This window comes from Ferdinandcohnia sp. Marseille-Q9671 (assembly GCF_976954385.1).
On the sequence record NZ_CDRJTA010000001.1, the window covers coordinates 1,734,576 to 1,756,639 of the forward strand.

21 protein-coding genes are annotated in these 22,064 nt (G+C 33.2%); 3 read left to right on the forward strand and 18 right to left on the reverse strand.

Annotated features, from left to right (window positions below; genetic code table 11):
- Positions 1–7: 7 nt before the first annotated feature.
- Together ACWNMY_RS08830 and ACWNMY_RS08835 are read right to left on the reverse strand one after the other, a co-directional pair.
- Entirely contained in the window at positions 8–1,285 is a 1,278-nt protein-coding gene (locus ACWNMY_RS08830; RefSeq protein ID WP_449537860.1) for an extracellular solute-binding protein, read from the reverse strand.
- A 493-nt stretch (positions 1,286–1,778) separates the two neighbouring features.
- Positions 1,779–2,849 carry a glycoside hydrolase family 130 protein gene (locus tag ACWNMY_RS08835; protein WP_449537861.1) on the reverse strand — a complete coding sequence of 357 codons (1,071 nt, stop codon included), beginning with the start codon at positions 2,847–2,849 and terminating at the stop codon, positions 1,779–1,781.
- Positions 2,850–3,518: 669 nt separating this feature from the next.
- Here ACWNMY_RS08835 and ACWNMY_RS08840 point away from each other — a divergent pair.
- From ACWNMY_RS08840 to ACWNMY_RS08850, 3 genes are all read left to right on the forward strand, one after another.
- Positions 3,519–3,875 carry a helix-turn-helix domain-containing protein gene (locus ACWNMY_RS08840; RefSeq protein ID WP_449537862.1) on the forward strand — a complete coding sequence of 119 codons (357 nt, stop codon included), beginning with the start codon at positions 3,519–3,521 and terminating at the stop codon, positions 3,873–3,875.
- A gap of 113 nt (positions 3,876–3,988) precedes the next feature.
- Positions 3,989–4,492 (forward strand): competence protein ComK, encoded by a 504-nt coding sequence (locus ACWNMY_RS08845; RefSeq protein WP_449537863.1) that lies wholly within the window; start codon positions 3,989–3,991, stop codon positions 4,490–4,492.
- Between the two features lie 69 nt (positions 4,493–4,561).
- Positions 4,562–5,584: a DnaD domain-containing protein gene (locus ACWNMY_RS08850; RefSeq protein ID WP_449537864.1), complete on the forward strand. Its 1,023-nt coding sequence runs from the start codon at positions 4,562–4,564 to the stop codon at positions 5,582–5,584.
- A gap of 129 nt (positions 5,585–5,713) precedes the next feature.
- Here ACWNMY_RS08850 and ACWNMY_RS08855 read toward each other — a convergent pair whose 3' ends face one another.
- The 16 genes from ACWNMY_RS08855 to gmd form a co-directional block, all read right to left on the reverse strand.
- The gene (locus ACWNMY_RS08855; RefSeq protein ID WP_449537865.1) at positions 5,714–6,370 is read right to left on the reverse strand and encodes an acetyltransferase; all 657 of its coding nucleotides are present in this window, start codon (positions 6,368–6,370) and stop codon (positions 5,714–5,716) included.
- Positions 6,371–6,404: 34 nt separating this feature from the next.
- Positions 6,405–7,352 carry a mannose-6-phosphate isomerase, class I gene (gene manA, locus ACWNMY_RS08860; protein ID WP_449537866.1) on the reverse strand — a complete coding sequence of 316 codons (948 nt, stop codon included), beginning with the start codon at positions 7,350–7,352 and terminating at the stop codon, positions 6,405–6,407.
- Positions 7,353–7,622: 270 nt separating this feature from the next.
- Positions 7,623–8,705, reverse strand: a complete 1,083-nt coding sequence (locus ACWNMY_RS08865; protein ID WP_449537867.1) for a glycosyltransferase — start codon at positions 8,703–8,705, stop codon at positions 7,623–7,625.
- A 135-nt stretch (positions 8,706–8,840) separates the two neighbouring features.
- Positions 8,841–10,229: a sugar phosphate nucleotidyltransferase gene (locus ACWNMY_RS08870; RefSeq protein WP_449537868.1), complete on the reverse strand. Its 1,389-nt coding sequence runs from the start codon at positions 10,227–10,229 to the stop codon at positions 8,841–8,843.
- 32 nt (positions 10,230–10,261) lie between these two features.
- The gene (locus tag ACWNMY_RS08875) at positions 10,262–10,927 is read right to left on the reverse strand and encodes an HAD family hydrolase (protein WP_449537869.1); all 666 of its coding nucleotides are present in this window, start codon (positions 10,925–10,927) and stop codon (positions 10,262–10,264) included.
- A gap of 11 nt (positions 10,928–10,938) precedes the next feature.
- The gene (locus ACWNMY_RS08880; RefSeq protein WP_449537870.1) at positions 10,939–12,243 is read right to left on the reverse strand and encodes a lipopolysaccharide biosynthesis protein; all 1,305 of its coding nucleotides are present in this window, start codon (positions 12,241–12,243) and stop codon (positions 10,939–10,941) included.
- Positions 12,244–12,452: 209 nt separating this feature from the next.
- Entirely contained in the window at positions 12,453–13,046 is a 594-nt protein-coding gene (locus ACWNMY_RS08885) for a fumarylacetoacetate hydrolase family protein (protein ID WP_449537871.1), read from the reverse strand.
- A gap of 10 nt (positions 13,047–13,056) precedes the next feature.
- Positions 13,057–13,971: a phosphoglycerate dehydrogenase gene (locus ACWNMY_RS08890; RefSeq protein ID WP_449537872.1), complete on the reverse strand. Its 915-nt coding sequence runs from the start codon at positions 13,969–13,971 to the stop codon at positions 13,057–13,059.
- A 10-nt stretch (positions 13,972–13,981) separates the two neighbouring features.
- Positions 13,982–14,740, reverse strand: coding sequence for an HpcH/HpaI aldolase family protein (locus ACWNMY_RS08895; RefSeq protein WP_449537873.1), 759 nt, complete (start codon positions 14,738–14,740; stop codon positions 13,982–13,984).
- 2 nt (positions 14,741–14,742) lie between these two features.
- On the reverse strand, positions 14,743–15,417 hold the full coding sequence (locus tag ACWNMY_RS08900) for an acylneuraminate cytidylyltransferase family protein (protein ID WP_449537874.1): 675 nt from the start codon (positions 15,415–15,417) through the stop codon (positions 14,743–14,745).
- Positions 15,377–16,936, reverse strand: coding sequence for an O-antigen ligase family protein (locus ACWNMY_RS08905; protein ID WP_449537875.1), 1,560 nt, complete (start codon positions 16,934–16,936; stop codon positions 15,377–15,379). The genes ACWNMY_RS08900 and ACWNMY_RS08905 overlap by 41 nt, the downstream gene beginning before the upstream one ends.
- A gap of 66 nt (positions 16,937–17,002) precedes the next feature.
- Positions 17,003–17,845, reverse strand: coding sequence for a glycosyltransferase family 2 protein (locus tag ACWNMY_RS08910; protein ID WP_449537876.1), 843 nt, complete (start codon positions 17,843–17,845; stop codon positions 17,003–17,005).
- Between the two features lie 63 nt (positions 17,846–17,908).
- Positions 17,909–19,168, reverse strand: a complete 1,260-nt coding sequence (locus ACWNMY_RS08915) for a hypothetical protein (protein ID WP_449537877.1) — start codon at positions 19,166–19,168, stop codon at positions 17,909–17,911.
- A gap of 6 nt (positions 19,169–19,174) precedes the next feature.
- The gene (locus ACWNMY_RS08920) at positions 19,175–20,047 is read right to left on the reverse strand and encodes a glycosyltransferase family 2 protein (RefSeq protein WP_449537878.1); all 873 of its coding nucleotides are present in this window, start codon (positions 20,045–20,047) and stop codon (positions 19,175–19,177) included.
- Entirely contained in the window at positions 20,044–20,829 is a 786-nt protein-coding gene (locus ACWNMY_RS08925) for a WecB/TagA/CpsF family glycosyltransferase (protein ID WP_449537879.1), read from the reverse strand. The genes ACWNMY_RS08920 and ACWNMY_RS08925 overlap by 4 nt, the downstream gene beginning before the upstream one ends.
- 132 nt (positions 20,830–20,961) lie before the next feature.
- The gene (gene gmd, locus ACWNMY_RS08930; RefSeq protein WP_449537880.1) at positions 20,962–22,041 is read right to left on the reverse strand and encodes a GDP-mannose 4,6-dehydratase; all 1,080 of its coding nucleotides are present in this window, start codon (positions 22,039–22,041) and stop codon (positions 20,962–20,964) included.
- Between the last annotated feature and the right edge of the window lie 23 nt (positions 22,042–22,064).

Below are 22,064 nucleotides of genomic sequence, written 5' to 3' on the forward strand. Positions count from 1 at the left end.
TGTCCCATTATTTAACTGCGTCTTGCATTTCTTGTGCTACTTTTTCAGGTGTTGATTGGCCGATTGAGATGGCTTGTAGTCCGTTGTTGATGATGTCTGTGATTTCAGCTGGTAATACAGCATCATATACAGGTGCGATACCACCGCTTGTTAGTTCAACAACCTCTTTGAACAGGTCACTTGTTTCTTCTGGCACTTCAACTGTAGCAGGTACAAGTGTACCAACGTTCATTAATTCTTGATATGTTTCTTCAGAGTATAAGAATTCAAAGAATTTCACTGCTGCTTCTTTTTTCTCGTCAGATAATTCGCTGTTTAACGCGATACCCCATCCAGTTGTACCAGAAACTTTTGTTGCTTCTCCGTTTCCACCTTCAACTGCAGGGAATTTTGCAACACCTAGGTTTTTACCTTCTGGTGCGTTGCTAATTAGTCCACTTAGTGCCCATGTACCATTTACGAACATTGCTGATTTTCCTTGTAGGAAGTAGTCAGCTGCTTGATTGTCATCAATACTGTTTGCATCACTATTGAATGTTCCTAAATCAGATAGTTCTGCGATTACACCTAATGCGTCAACAAACTCTTTATCCGTGAATTTCGCTTCACCCGCAAGTACTTTTTCTACGTATTCGCTTCCAGTAAAACGATCAGCAATTGTAGAGATGTATACAGACTGTAATGGCCATTTTGCTTTGTTACCTAGTGCGATAGGATTGATTTCTTCTTTTTTCAAGTTTTCTACTAGTACTTTTAAATCTTCATATGTTGTAGGGAATTCTTCGAAACCAGCTTTTGCTACCATGTCTTTGTCATAATAGATAATGCTTGTGAATACTTGGTTTCCTGGGATTGCATATTGCTTTCCATCGATTGCGTAATCTTCAAGTGTTTCAGCTGGAATAACAGTATCCTTCCAGTCACCAACGATATCATCGATTGGCATTAACACGCCACCTTCTGCTAGTGGACGTAATTCAGCACCCGGCCATGTTTGAATTAAATCTGGTAATTGCTTACCTGCAGCCTGTGTTTTAAGCTTTGTTTTATATTGATCCGGTGGAATCGATTCCATTTTTAACGTGATATCCGGATTTTCCTTTTTAAACGCTTCCACTCTGTCTAGCATTACATCATTTTCTGGGCTATCTTCAGACCAAGAGTTCCAGAATGAAAGTTCGATTTTGCCATCTTTACTTCCACTGCTCTTTTCTTCACTACTTCCACAAGCAGCTAAAAGCAATACTGACAGAATCACTGAAACTGACAATAATTTTTTCAACATAATATTTCCCCCTTCTACTCTTTAGGGAAAACGCTTACTTTTCCCTTACATCTTCATTATAGGTTTTTCCCTAGCTTATAAAATCCGAAAAAATTACGATAATATCCGAAAATTTCAACTAGCTATCACAAAATGATAAATTTTTAGGATAACATCTTATATTTGTGTATATTTTCCAATAGATTTTGAAAGTCCTTCTACATAAAAACAAACCCTTTAAAAGATAGAGTACCCAACGATATAGGTACCTATTTTTAAAGGGTTTACTGTCTTGTATTACGGTACTTACTAAAACTCCATTACCTTTCTTTCATTGAGGTATGTTTCGTGATTTCCGCTCCAGGCACTCGCTTTCCGCGGGCGGTCCGTGAGCCTCCTCGTGAGCTACGCTCCTGCGGGGTCTCACTTGGCCACGCATTTCCCGCAGGAGTCTCGTGCCATGCGCTCCAATCACCTACATAAGATAGTTTTTTTAGTAAACACTTAAAATGTATTACACATTTAACGCACGATAGATTTCTTCGATATGAACTTCTGCTAGTGCCATTACGTTGTCGGCACCGCCATAGTAGATTTTTACGATGTTATCTTCAAATAATACACCACATGTGAAGACAACATTTCCGAAGAAACCTTCTAGTTCATATTTTGCTTCTGGAACGAGAATTGGTTCATCTGTTTTTGCTAGAATCTTGTTTGGATCCTCTAGGTCTAGCAGGACAGCTCCAAGGGTATAGCGGTTGTTACGGTCTGCTCCATGGTAGATTTCAATCCATCCTTTTTCTGTCTTGAACGGAACTGCTCCACCACCGATTTTTTGAGATTGCCAGCCTTCTTCCACTCCCATTAGAAACTTATGCTCTCCCCAATGTGTCAGGTTCGGAGAAGTGGCTGTCCACATTTCGCCACGGCCAATTTGCTTTGGAACCGGACGATGTAAGGCAAAATAGTTCCCGTTAATTTTTTCAGGGAAAATTGTTACATCACGGTTTTCCGTTGTGAAAATAATGCCTAGTCTTTCTACTGACTTGAAATCTTCCGTTCTTGCTAATGCAGTTGTAATTCCTTTGTCAGAAACCGCTGTATAGTTAATATAGTAGCTTCCATCAATATAGGTAATACGTGGATCCTCAGCACCAAACGCCTCATAACGATTGTTCGGGAATAGGAATGGCTCTTCTTCCACAACAAAATCAACGCCATTCTTACTTCTAGCAATACGTAGGTGGGACATTGAAGTTAAATAGACATACGTATCAATATCGATTTGTTTCACTTTCCGCGGATCAGAAAAATCATACGCTGGATTGTTTCGATCAATATCTAATACATCAACATAGAACTTATCTCCATCCTGCTTTAATACAGGTACAGTCAATACTTCAGGATTTGTTTGAACAGGGCGCTCAGCAACACGCATAAGCAATATAACTTCATCTTCATAACGTGCAACTCCTGCATTGAAGACGCATTCAATTGTAAAATCAGGACGGGATGGTTTTACATCTTCCGGTGTAATAAGGGGATTTTTCACACTTCTCTTTATGTCAAGTTTCGTTATCATTTATGGTCTCCTCCTTTACTTTCCCATTCACAATAACAAAATGATAAGCGTTTTCATATCCAATAAAGTATGATATTGTCCAAATAATTTAAGATGGATAAGTCCATTCCAGTTGTGGGTCATGGGGACAGGTTCCTTGTCCCGGCTGTTTACGGGGCTAGGAGCCAAGCTCCCAAAACTCCTGCTCTCCCTCAAATTACTCGTATAACATTATTTCGTAGATTAGTAGTATAACAGCTTCTTTTTAAATACACATTCTCTCACTAAATAAACGTTTGTTTGAATTAGAAGAATACCAGCTGATGTTGATATAGATTGCCAATCAATCGTTTGTTTGAAATGGAAGTTAGCAAATTAGTACAGATTAATATAAAATAGCCTATTATTATTGAAAAAAAACAATCTCTTCTTGCAAAATTTATTAATATCCCCACTATAAACAATTCGAATTCTCCCCCAGAGCCCTTTAGGGCTTTCACAAAAAATAGTAATCATCAAACTTAATAACCCAATAACTATCACACCCAACAACTGGGACAGGGAACCTGTCCCTCTGTCCCACATTTTTTATGCATATACGAACTGACAGTTCCACTTTAAAGATACTAGAACTATCAGTTTCTTCACGAATCCTTTGATCTAGGCTTTACTTAATGTAGAGGTGGTTTTATGCTAAAGAAGGCAATTGGTCGTAAAATCAGAAGGATTCGAAAAGAGAAACAGATGTCACAGGAATACTTAGGGGGAGAAGTAGGTATATCTTCCACTTACTTAAGTAGAATTGAGCGTGGCGTAGCAAACCCTTCACTTGGTTTACTAGAAAAAATCTACAAAGAACTGGGTATTTATTCTAACGAGTTGTATTCAAAGGATGCTCCCGTTAGTAGTGACAAAGATATACGTAGTGAATTAACACATACAATTGCTGATATTTATGAAAAGATTCCAAACAAATATCATGATGAAATCATTGATTTAAATAAAAATTTCGCAAGCATCCTTACTAAATTAGAATCTGAAAAATAAAATGCCCCGAAAACATCCCTCATCTCATTTCTCTTTTCAATCATCCTTCACTTCGGTCGATTATCAGTCTAGTAAAAATCCCCGCTACAATACCCACTTAAGGAGAGAACCTCATGTCAGAAATCCAAACGGTATATGAAGTAACCCCTCAAACAATGGCCATTCTACCAACTGCCAATCTGGAGTATTCAGCTATTGTTATTGAGGAGCATCAAACGATCTATGTAAAACAAACACCACTCCAAATTATTAAAGCAGCTTGTTTAGAAGGTGGAGCCTCCTATGAAGGAAGGCGGAAGGCTGTCACCCATTTAACTGGAGCCATACAAAAGGTGCCACTTCCGATAAACCCCCGAAGAAATATCTTCGCATTTCCTACTCACTCTCCTACTGCGTTTGAGTGCAGCTGGATCTTCCAATACCATGTGAAAGCAATTGTACCAGCCATAATAACCAATCCAACATCTCAATCTAGTATCATTCTAAAAAATAATCAAACACTATCCATGGGTGAATCCCACTATACACTTCTAAAACAATATCAACGCACGGCCATGTGCATGTTACAATACACAACCCAAGAAACTGTGCAATCACAACCATTACTAGGAATCTAAAACTCTCTACTGGGACAGTGTGCCTGTCCCCTTGTCCCAAAAACTCAATCATAAAGGATGTAGACAAACATGACCGGAAATATTCTGCTAAATGATAGACCGCTTATTGTCGTACCGACTCTTGCAGTGACAATTGGCTTAAATGAAAGTATTATCTTACAACAGATCCATTATTGGCTTCAGCGTAGCAAACATATCTATCTTGACCGTAAATGGGTGTATCTAACCTACGATGAGTTCGTTGAACAAATCCCTTTCTTTTCCAAAAGCACCATTCGAAGAACCATTGCAAAATTAGAAAACGCAGGCTACCTTTCCTCCAATAACTTCAATAAACTCCGAATGGATAAAACGAAATGGTATTCCATTAATTACGAAGTTCTATCTGAGCTTAAACTTGATGAAAAAGAAGTGGAAGAAGACTACCAAAGTATGCCTTCTAAAATGAATGGGACAGTGGACATATCTACGTCATCTGTCCATTCTGAACAGGACGTCTGTTCAAATGCGGCAGTAGAAGTGCCCGAGATGAACAATCTGTATGTTCAAAGTGAGCAAAAGAGAAGTTCAACTCGCAGTGAAGAAATGGTCAACCTGAACACACCAATACCAGAGGTTTCTACAGAGATTACTACAAAGATTACATCAGAGAATTCATCTTCTTCATCAAAGGACTTAGAAAATGAAGATGACCCGCTTCAATTCTTTGAGCAAAACGGATTTGGAATGATAGGAAAATTTATTGAGGATAAAATAAATACTTGGTGTGGTAAAGTACCAAATGACCTTGTGATAGAGGCAATGAAACTCGCAATAGAAAATGGGGCACAGCGCTGGAACTACGTGGACGCTGTCTTACTAGATTGGGTGAACAAAGGTATTCAGACGGTGGAGGATATTCATGAGGATCGTCTTGCTTATAAACATTATCAGCAGAAGAAACACACCCTAATAAAGCCAATACGACAAGAACTACTGCCTGAATGGTTTAACAGTGAAAATCCACAGCTAGAACCCGAGCAGAATAAGAGCTTCGCTGAGAAAAAAAGGAGGTTTGAAGAGCAGTTAAAGAAATCGAATATAGGACACTAAACAGATTAAAATCTAATAAACTATGAACTTCTGCAGAACATAAAAATACACCTGACAGACATGTCAGGTGCTATCAATAGGTTATATTTAAATGGTTCTGGGACAAGGTACCTGTCCCCTTGACCCAGTTTACAGATACGTCTCTCCAGCTATTCTTTTTCTTATTGCTCTAGCTGGTGTTCCGTAAGCTACTACATGTGGTTCTAGGTCATGTAATACTGTCGATCCCGCTCCAACTACTGTATGTGCACCAATGGTTCGATTATGAATCACATTAGTACCCATTGAAATAACCGAATGGTTACCTATCGTCACACCACCAGCAACTGAAGCTCCGGGGGCTAATGTAACATATTCACCAAGTTTACAGTCATGGTCCAAAGATGCTTTTGTATTAATAATACAGTGATTATCAACTGTTGTATCACTATTTATGACTGCATTAGCCATAACGACTGACCCGTTTCCTATTTTTACATTTCTGCCAATTTGGGCCGAAGGATGAATAGCCCAGACAAAATGAAACTCTGGGTATAGGGATAGAACCTTTTTCACGATACTTGCCCTTTTCCAGTTTTCAGCTAACGCGACTATGCCACCAACTATCTTACCTTTGAGTTCAAGTAATGTTTCTTCTGCACCAATTACTTCATACCCCATTACTCTTGTTCCAACTTTTTTATATGGGTCTACTAATCCAAGAATATGATATTGACCGGACTTTTCAATGACATCAATAACTACTTTACTATGTCCACCCGATCCAAATACAACAATATGATTCATCGTGTACTCCCTTTTGATTCTATTAATAGTCTTCTTATGGATGTGAAACTATGAGTTGAAGGTTCCCTTTTAATTCAAAGTTTCCTAGGCTAGCAGGTAAGATAAAGTGTGATCCTTTCTCGATTGAAAAGCTTCCTTCTGTGGTCACAATTATTCCAGTCCCATGCAGGACACTACAAATAAGGAATGGCTTATCCTGATTGAAAGATGCCGATTCACTTATATTCCATTTATACACAGAGAAGTATTCTTCTCTTACGAAGGTGATAATAGTAGCTCCTGGGATTTGTTCAGTGCTAGGTTCTACAGTACTATCTTCATGTGGAACTGTAGTAACATCAATTGATTTTTGAATGTGTAAGTCACGTTTGTTTCCATTTTGATCAACACGGTCATAGTCATACACACGGTATGTGGTATCAGAGCTTTGCTGCGTTTCCAAGATGAGAACACCTGAGCAAAGAGCATGGATTGTTCCACTTGGCACATAAAAGAAATCTCCTGGCTTAACCTTTACTCGACGAAGTAGAGTACCCCATTCACCGTTCTCAATCAAGCTGACTAACTCTTCCTTCGTTTGCGCCGTATGCCCAAAGATAATCTCGGCATCTTCTTCACAATCGATGACGTACCAGCATTCAGTTTTACCTAGCTCACCATTTTCATTTACATTCGCATACTCATCATTAGGATGGACTTGAACTGACAAGTCATTGTTTGCATCTAGAATCTTTGTAAGTAATGGGAATGTATCCCCTTCAAGATTTCCAAATAAATTACGGTGCTCTTTCCATAATTCACCTAGTCGTATTCCCTCAAATGGTCCTTGACTCACAATACTCTGTCCATTAAAATGAGCAGAAACCGCCCAACACTCACCAGTTAAATCTGATTCTATTTGATATCCAAATTCAGTTCGTAGCTTGGTGCCACCCCAGATTCGTTCTTGGAATTGCGGAGTTAGGAAAATTGGTTGTTTCATTATTAATTGCACTTCCTTTACTTTACCTATCTATTAAATGCTTAATTTCATCTAAAATAGTTGTCCAACGTAAATTTAATAAATATAATCTTTCCACCTGTATTATAACGCTTTCAGCCGTTATTAATAGCCTATAAATCTATGAATATCTCTTATATTATTGTATTAGAAACTTGGTATATTCCACCCTATGATAATATTTAATCACCTTTAATATAATAAAATGATCATTATTGTTCCATGATTATCAAACTTATTCCTTTATTAACTTTATTGCTTTAAATTCATTATACTTATAATATTCTTAGCTATCTCCTCTGCATCATTTGAAACCGGACCCACTTTAATATTTTTTCCTATTTTAACGATAAACTCATTATCTATCTTTAACTTGAGAAGTACCTCCCAAGTAATCGTTTCACATAGCCCATGTTCTTTTAAATAGGAGATTGTGTTTTGATCCTCCTTCATGGACTTTCTATCTACAATTAATAATGGAGTTCTAGAACAAACTGATTCACTAACAGTACCCCATCCTGCTTTTGTTACAACTAAATCCGATGCAGCGATATAATTTTGTGATTCTATATAGTCTTCCGGGATGCTAAAAACATTAGATTTGTTAACACGTATATTTGAAGAAACAATAAAAGCAATCTCTGGGCTATTCCATATTGGTAGTTTCTCAATATCCTCAAGATCCATCTTCATACCTAATCCAAAGAATACAATCTTTTTAGTACCGATTGGATTTACTTCCTTTTTTATCTTTTCGACTTCAATCCAATCAAATTCCCTTGAATAAAATCCATAATCTTGTTTGCGACAGGTCCAAGTAGGTTCTCTACTACCGGCGAGAGCAAAGAAATATGTCATTTTTTCATATGCCTGTTTTAATGGTTCTAAGAGTGGTTCTTCTATGAGACTTTGGTATGCGGTGTACCATGTGAAGTTTGAGATTCCAATAGAGGGAATACCCAATTGATAAGCAGCTTCAAGTGCTTGCGGAGAGATATCTGATAACAAAAAGTCTACATGATTAGATGTAAGAAATGATTTTTCGATATTGATTGTAGGATTCCAATTAATCAAAAACTTATTATACTCAGTATTCATTCGATTCAAATCAGGCTCAATGGAACCATCCATCAAATAAAAGCCTATATCGGTTTGAACCTTCCTAAAAACAATTCTTGGATCATTTAAAGAACTTTTCAAAAGATCCAAAGAAGATGAATGACAAACAATAAGTCTGATATCCTTCTTTATCTCAAGTAACTTACGGATAATAGCAATGCTTCTGGCAACATGCCCAAAACCATATTCTGAAATATAGTAAGCAATCGTCTTCATTTTTTATATCTCCCCTACAAAGAAAAATTGGGAAAGAGTTAATCCTTTCCCAAATCAAATTTATTTTATTATATATAAATTACTTAGATCATTACAATCTACCACAATAGGAAATAGAATAACAGAAGCTTCTTCTTATAGAATAACCTTGGATTTCGACCTTTTAAAATGTTCAGTGACTTCATCCCAATAAAAATATAAACGAGTGAAATCCTCATTACTAATTTCAAAGCCTGTTTGGACCTCAATAAATTCAAGATCTGTTAGAGCATATATGCCATGTCTTTTTCCAGCAGGTAAATGTATGATATCTCCTGCTTTTACCCTATGGATATTGTCATTTAGAGCGATTTCACCTTCACCTTTAACAATTGTCCAAACCTCATCTCGAAGATTATGATAATGATAAGTTGAATTTTTACCTTCATTAATGCATATACGTTTTGTCACCATTTCTTGTCCATTATCATATTTAGCATAATCTAAAGTTCTTGACCAACCCCAAATCCGTTCCTCGTACATAGGTGGCTGTTTAATATCGCTAATCAATTCTTTAATTTGCGGACTAGATGCCTTATCTGAAACTAATATCCCATCTGGGCTAGCTGCTACAACAATATCTTTTACACCCAACACAGTTATAGGTATATCCAGCTCATTTATCAGGTGTGTATTAGATGAATCATTACTCATTATACCTTTTCCAATTTGTTTTGTTGCCATCTCTTCTGTAAGAGTATTCCAAGTTCCAAGATCTTTCCAATAACCATCATATGGAAGTACTACAATTTTGCTAGCCTTTTCAACTACTTCATAGTCAAAACTTATTTTTGGTAAATCTGAATATTTGCTTGATAATTGATCAAAATGAAGTGGTAAACCTTTATCTACTAGAATATTTACTAGATAACCAAGTTTAAAAGCAAAGACACCACAGTTCCATAACGCATTATTATCAATTAACGATTGAGCTTTATCTTCACTTGGTTTCTCAGTAAAGTGATCAACCGCCAAGTAGCTCTCCACATCGCTCTGTTTCTTAGGAACAATATAACCATACTTAGAGGATGGATACGTTGGATTTACACCAATTAATGCTAAATCAGCATCTGAATTAAGTAGAATCTGTTCCAAGTCTTTTATTCTTTCAAAAAAGCTATTCTCAACATAAGGATCTACTGGTAATACTACTACTACTTCATCCTCAGGCCTATTTTCTATTGAGTATAAATAAGATGTTGCTAAGGCAATGGCTGGAAACGTATCTCTACGCTCAGGTTCAATGATCAGAGGTACATCTGTCCCAAGTTGACCATGAATCATATCTCTTTGCATTTTAGAGGTAGCAATTATTGCTGAATCAGATAAATTTACTGCTTCTAATTGACTCCATACTCGTTGAACCATAGATTGTTTTCCATTATTATCCGACTCTAACACCTTAAGAAACTGTTTAGAACGAGTATCATTTGATAATGGCCAAAGTCTTTTACCAGAACCCCCAGAGAGTAGTACTAATTTCATTAATTATTCTCCTTTCAGTAGATGCTAGATACTTAACTTACAACTATTAAATCAGTAGATTTTGATTTCTCAGATAAAACTTGATTGAGATTAATTAAATCATCAATTAAAGTTGTACCTAGTGGAAATGGATTATCATGTGCCACTCTCCCAATAAATGGAACATCAGTTTCTGAAGCAGCAGTAAAATCAGTCATAGCATCACCAACCATTACTACTTCATTTTTGTTATAATTATATTCTTTCAATATATTATTTATAATTGTTGACTTATTTAAAGGTGAACCTAATATCTCTATAAAGTACTTCGACAATTCTCTCTCATCACATATTTTTATTATTTCTTCTTGTGGAGTTCCTGTTACTATAAAGAACTTATAGTCCATATAATGATTTGAAATAAATTCAAATGCACCTTTAACAAAATCACTATCTATCACTTTTTGAAAAACAAGGTTTGAAAATTCTTCTCCTAGTATTTGTAATTCCTGTTGATTTATTTCTTGATTGAGAAAATTATTGTAATAATGTTTGAATTTTTCAAATCGAGATATTCCACCGTTACTTTCATGATACGTTACAACTTTGTTAGCAATATCATTCCCATATTTCATAAACATCTCTCTAAAGGCTTGGGACTTTATATTTACCGATTCACAAATAACACCATCAAAATCAAATAAAATAGCTTTGAACATAGTATTTCCTCCTAATTTAGAAATATAATAATTGAAAAAATAGAAATAATAAGGAATGTTAGAAGTAATGGATACTTGTAACCGACATATTCCTTCTTTGAAGTAAAGAAAACTCCTAAAAACATCAAACTTTTTGATATGCAGGTCGCAATGGCTACTCCAAGGATTCCATATTCTTCTATAGATATATAATTTAATAGAATGTTTGCTAAAGCTGAAAGACCAGTTATTACTGAAATTGAAAGAGATTTTTTATTAATAAATAGTGGTACCACTACATATAGATAAGCCGTATGAAACAATGCAGAGATTATCAAAAAGTCTACAAATTCATAGTCTACATGATACATATCATCTGACATAAAATAAATCAATGGTTCCAAAATAAGGTTAAAAACAATACCTATCAATCCTATTAATACTAAGCTTGAAATAATAATTTTATTCATGAACCTTTGTTCTAATGCATTATTATCATGATATTTTCTCAATAAATTAGGTGTAATGGCTTGATTTAAAGATGTTACCACTATAGTTATTATCATCATAAATTGTGAACCGAGAGAATAAATACCAACTTGGTCTAATGTACTAAACTTTGCTAGCATGATTCTGTCACTTACACTTAATACTGACCAAGATAATAAGTGGATTATAAAAGGAAAAGAAAATATCAATATTCCCTTTATCTTACTTAAGTTTAAAAATTCCTTTGTTAATGATTTGACATATTTAATCATAAATGTAGAGAAAATAATAGCCATTATTAGTGAGCTAATAATAATAGCCTTTAAAGTACCGTTAGCCCCTTCTTCCACAATAACAACAAAGTAAATATTTAAGGCTATAAAGATTAATGATTGTATTAAGTTATAAAAAACAAAGCTATATGGCTTTTCTTTAACACGTAGTGCAGTGTTTGGCAAAATAGGGAATATACTTAAGAATGCAATAATTAGAAGATATATATATAACGTATTATCTTCCATATTTGGAAGCAAAACGGTCGAGATACTTTTTCTGAAAACAAATAGAATTATCGTAAAAGTCAAACTTGTTATAACAATAATAATAAACATTAGACCTAACATAGCATTTCGGTCTTTTTCCTCAGAATAATCATAATATAATCTGGTAGAAGAAGATTGTATTCCTAAAAGAAAGAATATAATAATTACAGAGGCTGTAGCATTTATTGTCGAAATTATCCCATAATCCTCTGGTGACAAATATATTGTGTATATGGGTAATAATAAAAAGGCTACTGCTTTTGGGAGCATTGCACCTATCATATAAACTAATGTATTTCTTATCAATTTAATTCAACCTCTTAACAATAGCTATCTTAATTTTTAAAAAAAGGAAGGCCACATAAAAGTGGCCCCTTCGTTGGTGGTCCTCATATTCTATATGAATATCAAAATTAATAATTGGTTTGGATTTAGCTAATTAATTTAGTAAGATCCTCTTTGAGTCCTTAATGTTTGAATTACTTAATAATCATTTCTAAAACATAATCTTTTTTCTACTCACTCTTTACCTCATTAATTACTGAGCCCAGTTGCGGACTACTAACTTCTACAACATCACCTGATTTTATCTCAAAAGGTCCAGCTGGTGTACCAGTTAAAATTATGTCCCCTTTTTCTAATGTTACTATTGATGAGAAATAGGAAACTATTTTTTCGAAAGATAAACTCATTTGTAAGGTACTAGAACATTGCTTTTGAACATTATTTAGATAACTTGAAATAGTAATTTCAGTTGGATGTTCTATTTCTATAAAGTCTCCCAAAGGTGTAAAAGTATCATATATTTTACCATTACCATATACATTAACTCCAAAAGCAGTTAGATCATTTGCAATAGCATATCCATTAATAACGTTTAAATCGATTACTTCTTGTTCAGAAATATTTCTTATAGTTTTATCTATTCTTATTGCAACCTCGACTTCTGCAAGAACCTGTTCAGCATCCTTTGGAATAATAATGGATTCCTTCGAATGAATTACACTTTGTAATGGTTTCATAAATAGTATTGGTCTAGCATTAAAGCTTATTTCTTTACTTTTTAATAAACACCTGTAATGAGGTCCTATTCCAATTATTTTTGGCACTTTACTTCTCCTAATATAGATTTTTTAATAAATTTTCTACAGATTCTTGTTCCATAATCGCTCTGGATTCTTTCGCATTTGAACCTATATGAGTTGTTAGGGTTATATTATCTAGTTCTCTTAATTTGCCATGATAAGGTTCTACTTTAAAAGTATCTAAACAAGCATAAGCAGAAGGATTATCTATTAACCATTCGTATAAATCCTCCTCATTTACTAATTCTCCTCTTGCAGCATTTATTAGAAGAACATCCTTCTTCATCATAGAAAGAGAAGTTCTATTAATCATATTAGCTGTCTCTTCAAGATTAGGAACATGTAAAGATATAATATCTGAATCAGCAAATAATTTTTCTAGCGTTACATATTCAATAAAGTCTAGCCCCTCATCTACAACGTCATAACCAAGAACTCTACATCCGAATATACTAGAGAATTCCGCAACCTCTTTACCTATTTTCCCCAACCCAACTATTCCTACAGTCTGATGACTTAGAAGTTTACCTTGTTTTTTAACCCATACTCCATTTCTTATTGAACGGTCACTTTGACCAATTTTTCTGATTCCATCAAACATAAGGCCAATTGTTAATTCTTTTACTGCCGGTGTGGGTGCATTAGGCGTTATAGTCACAGATATGCCTTTACTTTCAGCATATGCAATATCAACATTATCTTTACCAACGCCGCATCTTGAAATTGATTTTAAATTAGTTGCATTACTAAGCACTTTTCGCGTAATCGGCTCAGTCCCCGCGATAAGCCCAATAGGATTATACTTCTTAATAAGCTCAAGCAACTCATCTTCCGTAAGCTTGCGCTTAAAAGGATTTATCACAAAATGTAGTCCACGTTCAATGAATTGATCAAATATCTCTGGTCTTCCAACTCCAAAGGATGAAGTTGTAATTAGGATAGTTTCCATATTTTCACTCCTACAGTCCTTGCTTTATTTTAGATAAACCCTCTCTACATCGATCACCTAGGAATAATTCGTCAATACTATAAGCAATAAAATTATATCCCTCTTTTATTTTTTCAAGAGTACTATCTTCATTTGTAGGAACTACATGGAATCCAGCGGTTTTTCCCATTCTTTTCGATATTGACTTCACTCTATCTAAAGCTTCAATTACAGATGGATGATCAAATTGCCCCGGAACCCCTAATGAACCTGATAAATCATATGGTCCTATAATAAAGCCATCTACACCTTCAACACTTAGAATTTCCTCTAAATTATTTACACCATCTATATGCTCTATTTGGACAATTACAATACTTTCTTCATTTACCCATTTTTTATACCCCTCAAAGTTTGCCCCATACTTAGTTGCTCTAGCAAGACCAACTCCCCTAGTACCAAGTGGTGGATATTTTACTGACTCAACCGCCTTCTCTGCTTCTTCTTTGGTATTAACCAATGGAACGATGACACCATGAGCCCCTGTATCCATTACTCTTTTAATTAAATTTGCATCATTGACTCCCACTCTTACCAAGGGAGTGACGCCTGATAGTTCTATAACTTGTATTAAGCTTTGTGCATCAGAAAGTGAAATTACGCTATGTTCCATATCTACTACAAGCCATTCGAAGCCTGCTTGACTCATTATCTCAGCTATTGATGAATGTCCTAATGTTATCCAAGACCCTAAAGTTAACTCATTATTCTTAAGCTTTTGCTTTAACATTTTTATACCCCTACCTTTAATTTATTTTTTAACTTATAAAGAGACTCTGCAACTAAAAAGTCAAATTCTTCATCAATATCTTGGGCTTCGAACTTTGGGACTTCGAACATCCCAGGATTAATTCCAATTCTAGTATTTTTTTGGTTAAATGCATCTCTCGAAAATATATAAAAATTAGAGTTTTCTTCATAAACTGGTGGAAGATCTTGTGTTCTTAATAATTCTTCAGGATTATGATTAATTGCCGAAAAATCTTCGAAATATAATCTAGTCTGCAGTCTAGTTACAGAAAATAATGAATCAAATTCACTTTTAAAGAAATATTCTATAGCACCGTCTACTGTTTTTGACTCTAATAAGGGATTTGTAGAGTGTGTTTGTATAAAATACTCTCCTTGGATTTGTGATATATCATACTTGATGATATCATTCATCGAAACAAAGTCTCCTATTAGTTTAGCTGGTCTTTCAATGATCTTAACATCGTATTTTTCCAAAGCTAAATTTGCAATTAGCTCGCTATCTGTATCAATATAAACATCATTAATATTATTACATTCAGTCAATGTAGATAATATTTTGTAAAAAAGAGGTTCCCCTGCAAACGACCTAATATTCTTGCTTGGTACTCTTTCACTATGTCCTTTCATGGGAACTAGTGCATTCACCTTTTTCATTAATATCCCCCTTACAAATTATTTTTATTTGACATATTATCATCATAATTACCATCCAAAAGCTTATATACAAATGGTTATTTATTAGTAAGCTTTCTTTCATTCCATTACCTATAAAACATATTAATCCACTGATTAAACCGAGTATAATAAGTCTCTCATTTTCACTTGGAATTTTATTGAAATAGGTTTTTATTCCTTTGGATATTACTAAAATTAGAACTAAGAAAAAAATAATAAAACCTAAGTATCCATTAGAATAAATTATATTTATAAACATATTGTGTGCAGGTACTTTATCGAAAACTAGAAAATTTGTTAATCTAGGGTCTAAATAATCTTGCCCAGTTCCTAAGATCAGATTATCTTTAATAGAAGTCAGTGCGATCTCCCATAAAATAAATCTATCGGTAAGTTCCGTCATATTATTAAAATCGAAATTAATATACCTACTTTCATTTACACTTGAATTATCGGATGTTACCAAAATACCAGATATCAGTATTAATATTAATAATAATGAAGATATAACTTTTACAAAGATAGGCCCAAGTCTTTTATTCCGATTCCAGAATATAAATATTAAGAAAACAGTTAACACTAATGTGTATAAACCGCCCCTTGAATAAGATAAATAAACTGCTAAGATTTGTATCAATAATAGACAAAAATAAAACAACCTCACTCTAATATCCTTTTGCCATAAGCACCAAATCACAGTTAAAGGGATAAATAACCCAAGATATGATGCGTAAAAGTTATGAGATAAAAATGAACCGTGCGCTCTAAAAACATCCGTCCCAGGAACGTACGCTCTAATATGCTGGATATCTGCTAAATTAATGTAACTATTCATAAAATTAAATAGTCCCAAATAACGGTAATTTGTTATTAAACCAGAAAGGTATTGTCCATTGCTGAGGGTTTGTATTATACCAATTATCGCAATTATTGTCGTAACGTAAATAATAATCTTAATTAATCTGTTCATTTGGTTTTGATTTTGAATAATTCGATTCCCGATAAAAACAAGAGAAATTGGTAGCCCTAATTTAATTCCAGTAATAATAAATCTCTCTACATAACCCCCAGGTGAACCAAGTGTATAACTCATAATAGAAGTAATCCCAAAAATCATTATTAATATAAGTAGTCCTTTAGAAGTTTTAGAATGTGATTTAGAAAGATTAAAATTATGATAATTTTGTTTGGTTATAAACAAATTTAATAAAACTACTATTAGTAGAAATAAAATATATACTTCCAATAAGTTTAGACCTAGGATATATAACTGGTGTTCAAAAGGAACTAAAATTGCTAGTCCATATATTATATAAATCGGTTTTGAAATTATTAAAGAACTCTTTATTAGTAAGATTTCTAAAATTAAAATTCCAAGCAAAATAGGGTAATAGTCGGTTTTAGAGGACAAATATCCTATTAGGACGGAAAAAGTAAATACTATTAAAACTAAAAAGAGCTTTCTAGTTATTTTATATTTTGTATTATTGTAATACATATACATCCCTTCGCAATAATTAAAACGCATGATCAGTTTTAAAAATATTATTCTATCATGTTACTTTTATTTAAATTTTTGATCTTTACGATCGAATACCAATTGGTTTGGTGATCCAAATAATTTATTTATATCAAATATCCTATTTCTAAAACGAATAATTTCATTAAAATAAAAAAAGTATTTCAATATCTTCAAATATAAATAGAGCGGAACATTACCATCCAATTCACTTTTTAATAAGTTATTGGCTTCATTCAAATATTCTTGCATGTTATTGTACGACTTTTGTTTATTATTCAATCTAAAGGCACCTAATAGTGTATTAATAGAATATAATTTCTCATATCTAAAGTATCTTAACCATAAATCGAGATCATACGCCAATTTAAGATTAGTATTTACATATCCACCAGATTTCTCCCAAAGGTTTCTTCTCCAAAAGGTAGATTCTTGTTGTATCCATCTATAATTTCCTGATAACACCTTCAATCGATTCCACGATTCTACTGTTTTTGTACTGACAACCCTTCCACTCTCATCAATGAGAGTTGGGCAACCAGTTATCCAATTAATATTAATATTATCTCGAAAAATTTCCGATATTAAATCTAGTGTGTTTGGAAAAAGAATATCGTCTGAATTTATCCACGCCATTATTTCGCCAGTCGATTTAGTAAAACCTTTATTTAAAGCATCAGCATGCCCACTATCTGGTTCACTTACCCAATATGATATATACTTTTTGTATTTTTTTATTATATCTACACTATTATCAGTACTTCCTCCATCAATAATAATATATTCAAGATTTGAATACCCCTGGTTAATTACAGATAAGATTGTTTGTTCTAAAAACTCACCTTGATTAAAAGATGGGGTAATAATGCTAATTTTAGGAATTTCCATAGAAGACCCCTTACTTTTATTTTGAATATTTAAAACTATGTTTTGAATGCTCAACTATATATTCTATTCTATTTTATTAGCCAGTCTTTCCTTTAGGACTGGTATATAAGTGTTCCCTAATGTAAAATATTTTTTGCCATTACTTTCGCCATAATGAATTAATGAAGTTAGATAATCAACATGCTTATTATAATAGTCTTTATAAATTCTATCTCTGAAAAATGAAGGGTGTGTTTCAAAGACTGACTGCATTAAATCATCAAATTGAGCAATTGAACTATGTTTCCAAAAATACTTTTCATTCTTTTGCCTTCCATCAGCACCTAAAATATAGATGTTTTCTGCTATAGAAGAGGCAACTGGTAACATATATAGAGTTAAGATATTTGCAGATGATTTAACTCCGAAATTTGTATTTGATGGAAAATTAATGTTGTTTACTATAGGCATACCGATAACATTTTCCTCTATTTCTGGAAAATGCTCGGAGAAAAGTTCAGCATTATTTTCAGGCATAATACAATATGTGTTATATTTTTTTACAGCCTTATAAACGCATCTTCTAAACTCTGCCGAATAATTACATGGACTGAAATGAAATACAGGGTCAGCAAAGACTATAACATTTGGTCTAATATGTTCTAGTAATTCATCATTTTTCACAATACTATTACAAATAATATTAAAACTCTTATTAAAGCCATAATCAAAGGCCTTATCAATAGAAGGTCCAGTTCCAAAGACAGTTGCGTTTTTATATTCAGTTCCTATCGTTAATAACTCTTTATATCGACTTAGGTATTTTTCTCTATTATCATTTTTTGCAGATTTTGAAAGAGTGTTATTTAGGACATCTCTATATACTACACTCTCTTCATGAGAATAAAATGTGGGATCAACAATATAAACTTTTGGTAAGTTTTTTATGATTTTAGGATCTTTTAAAGCTCTTTTATCCCATAATAGGATACAATCAGAATCTATAATATCGCTATTTGTTATCTCATTTTTAATATCAAGTTTATTTATCAGTTCCTCTTTTAGATAGTTGTTCTGGGAGCTAGGGACAAATTCACCTAATTTCGTTGCACTGGGTATACTTGTTGCAAATTTGACGTTAACGTTACTCAAATCTGGTAGATACCAACAAATTCTATTTAATACGTCTCCCATATTTTTATTATCATTTATAATTGGGTAAAGTAAGATATTACTCCAACTTTCACCTGATTTATTAAAGCGTCTAGGTACTTTTAATAACCTATTAAAAAAATGCATAAAAAGTATCCTAGATACATTTCTTTTTGAATATGCTACATCCAATGATTTTCACCTCTGTTTATGTTTGTTTTTATAGTATGAAACAACAAGTCTTAAAAAATCTGAAATTATATAAGTAATTAAATATCTTTTTGGACATTGTAATACTGCAAAATTAACCCTAGATTTCAAATGAAAGGGAGATCTTCTATTCAGGAAATAATCCTTGAATAATTTCTTGTTCAATTCTGTATTATCGATTAGTTCGTTTGGCACTGTGTATACAACTGCTTCTCTGTCTAATAATAACTTATACCCATTCTTACTTGCTCTTAGGCTATATTCAGTGTCAGACATATAGTGGGGCAAGCTTTTAAAGTTAAAAAGACCGATATCGTATATAACATTTACCGGTATTAACGTTCCTCTTCCAATTAAGTATTCGCTCTCTACTATCCCCCTATGTTCATTTTTATTATAAATCTCATAATTATCATTTAAGGTTTCAATTTTAGAATAAAACCAATTTATATTTTTGATACCACCGAAAAGTATTTTAGGTTTATCTTCCTTTGTTAATGACAAAGAGCCAATAATAGCATTTGGATATTTCCTTGCACTTTCAATTAGTCTAGTTAAATAATTTTCATCAATTAAGACATCATTATTTAGAGTAAGAATATAATCAACATTTAAATTTTCTAGAGTAAACTCTATTGCTTTGTTAGTTCCTCCAGTCCACCATAACTCACCATTTCCTTCTATTATATAAACATATGGATATTCATTCTTTAATACTTCTTTCGTATTATCCGATGAGTTATCATCACAAATAATAATATCAAAGTGCTGATAAGTCTGTTTTTTTAGACAATCAAGACATTGCCTCGTTTCCTCTATCCTATTAAATACAGGTATAACTATACCTACCCTGTTACTCATACTTTTTCACCAACATTTTTTTTAAATATTATCAAGCATATACTTTTTAAGCTTCTTAATATAAATTTAGTATTTGTGATTAAATACCTTTTAAAAAGACGTTTGGGCTCTTGCAACAACCTATAAAACCATTCTAATCCAAGTTGTTGCATAATCATTGGCGCTCTCTTTAATGTACCAGAATGGTATGCAAATGCAGCCCCCACCCCTATAAGAATTGAGTTATTAATATACTTATAATTCTCATACATCCATACTTCTTGTTTAGGAGCTCCCAACCCTACCCATATAAAATTTGGAGCGACCTCATTTATTCTATTGATAATTTCTAAATTTTCTTTTTCTCTAAGAGGTCTAAACGGTGGGGAGTACATTCCTACTATCTTTATTCCCGGATATTTTACTTTTAACATTTGATTAAGTTTTTCGAGATTTTCTTCAGTACTGCCATAAAAATAATGTGTATATTCTTTAAACCTCTTATCAAGAAATATTAGATTCATTAAATCAGGACCAGTGATCCTTTCAATATTCTTTGCTTTATTAATTAATTTTGAATACCAAACTAATGGTTTTCCGTCAGGTAAACTTAAAAATGATTCATTGTTAATCTTCTTGAATTTTGGATTTTCGCTATTCATTACTGTAGTATGAACATTTGATACACATATATAATTATTAATATTATTATTATTCTGCAATAAGCTATCAATTTGGTTTAATACATCTGTACTATTTACATCAGATATCTTAATATCAAAAATCAAATTTTTATTTGTCATATAATTACCATCCATAGATCTTGATAACAAGGAGCTAAACAAGCCAAAACTTAGTATTTAATTTTGACTTGTCCGATTTTAATATTTTATTCTCACTTAATATATTGCTTAAATTTATCTTAGGAAAAATACTTAATCAAACATTCTAATAATTTTATTTTCTTTTGTTACTTTCTTTAAATCAGCTTCTACCATCGTACAAACCAATTTCTCAAAAGAAGTTTTTGTCGGGTTCCACCCTAACAGCGTCCTTGCTTTTGTCGGGTCTCCTAATAATTGTTCCACTTCAGCAGGCCGGAAAAACTTCGGATCTACTTCAACGATAACTTTACCAGTAGATTTGTTAATTCCTTTTTCTTCAACACCAGTACCAGTCCATTCTATTTCAATATCAACATGTTTAAATGCAAGTTCCACAAATTCACGTACTGAATGCATTTCCCCAGTAGCAATAACAAAGTCTTCTGGTTTCTCATGTTGAAGAATTAGCCACATACATTCTACATAGTCTTTCGCATAGCCCCAGTCACGTAAAGAATCTAAATTTCCAAGCATTAGTTTCTGTTGTTTTCCTTGTGCAATACGAGCGGCAGCAAGAGTGATTTTACGAGTAACAAATGTTTCTCCTCGTCTTTCTGATTCGTGGTTAAATAAAATTCCGTTTACCGCAAACATTCCGTAAGATTCACGATAGTTTTTTGTAATCCAGAAACCGTAAATTTTCGCTACACCATATGGTGAACGTGGGTAAAATGGTGTCGTTTCTTTTTGTGGTACTTCTTGAACTTTACCGAATAATTCAGAAGTTGAAGCTTGATACACTTTTGTTTTTTCCGTTAATCCTAAAATGCGTACAGCTTCTAATATATTTAATGTGCCTTTTGCATCTACATCTAATGTATAACCAGGCATGTCAAATGATACACGCACATGAGATTGTGCAGCTAAGTTATATATTTCATCAGGTTGAATTTCACCGATTAAACGAGTAATGTTTAAAGCATCTGTTACATCTCCGTAATGTAGATGGAAGTTTGTATTGTTTAATAATTGATCTGCTTCTTCTTCAGATAGAAGATCTTCTAGTCGTTCTTGATTGTAAGATGAGCTACGACGAATAACTCCGTGAATCTCATAACCCTTATCTAATAAAAATTCTGCTAAATACGAGCCATCTTGACCCGTTACCCCTGTAATTAATGCTTTTTTCATTGTATCCTCCAAATGTGTTTTAT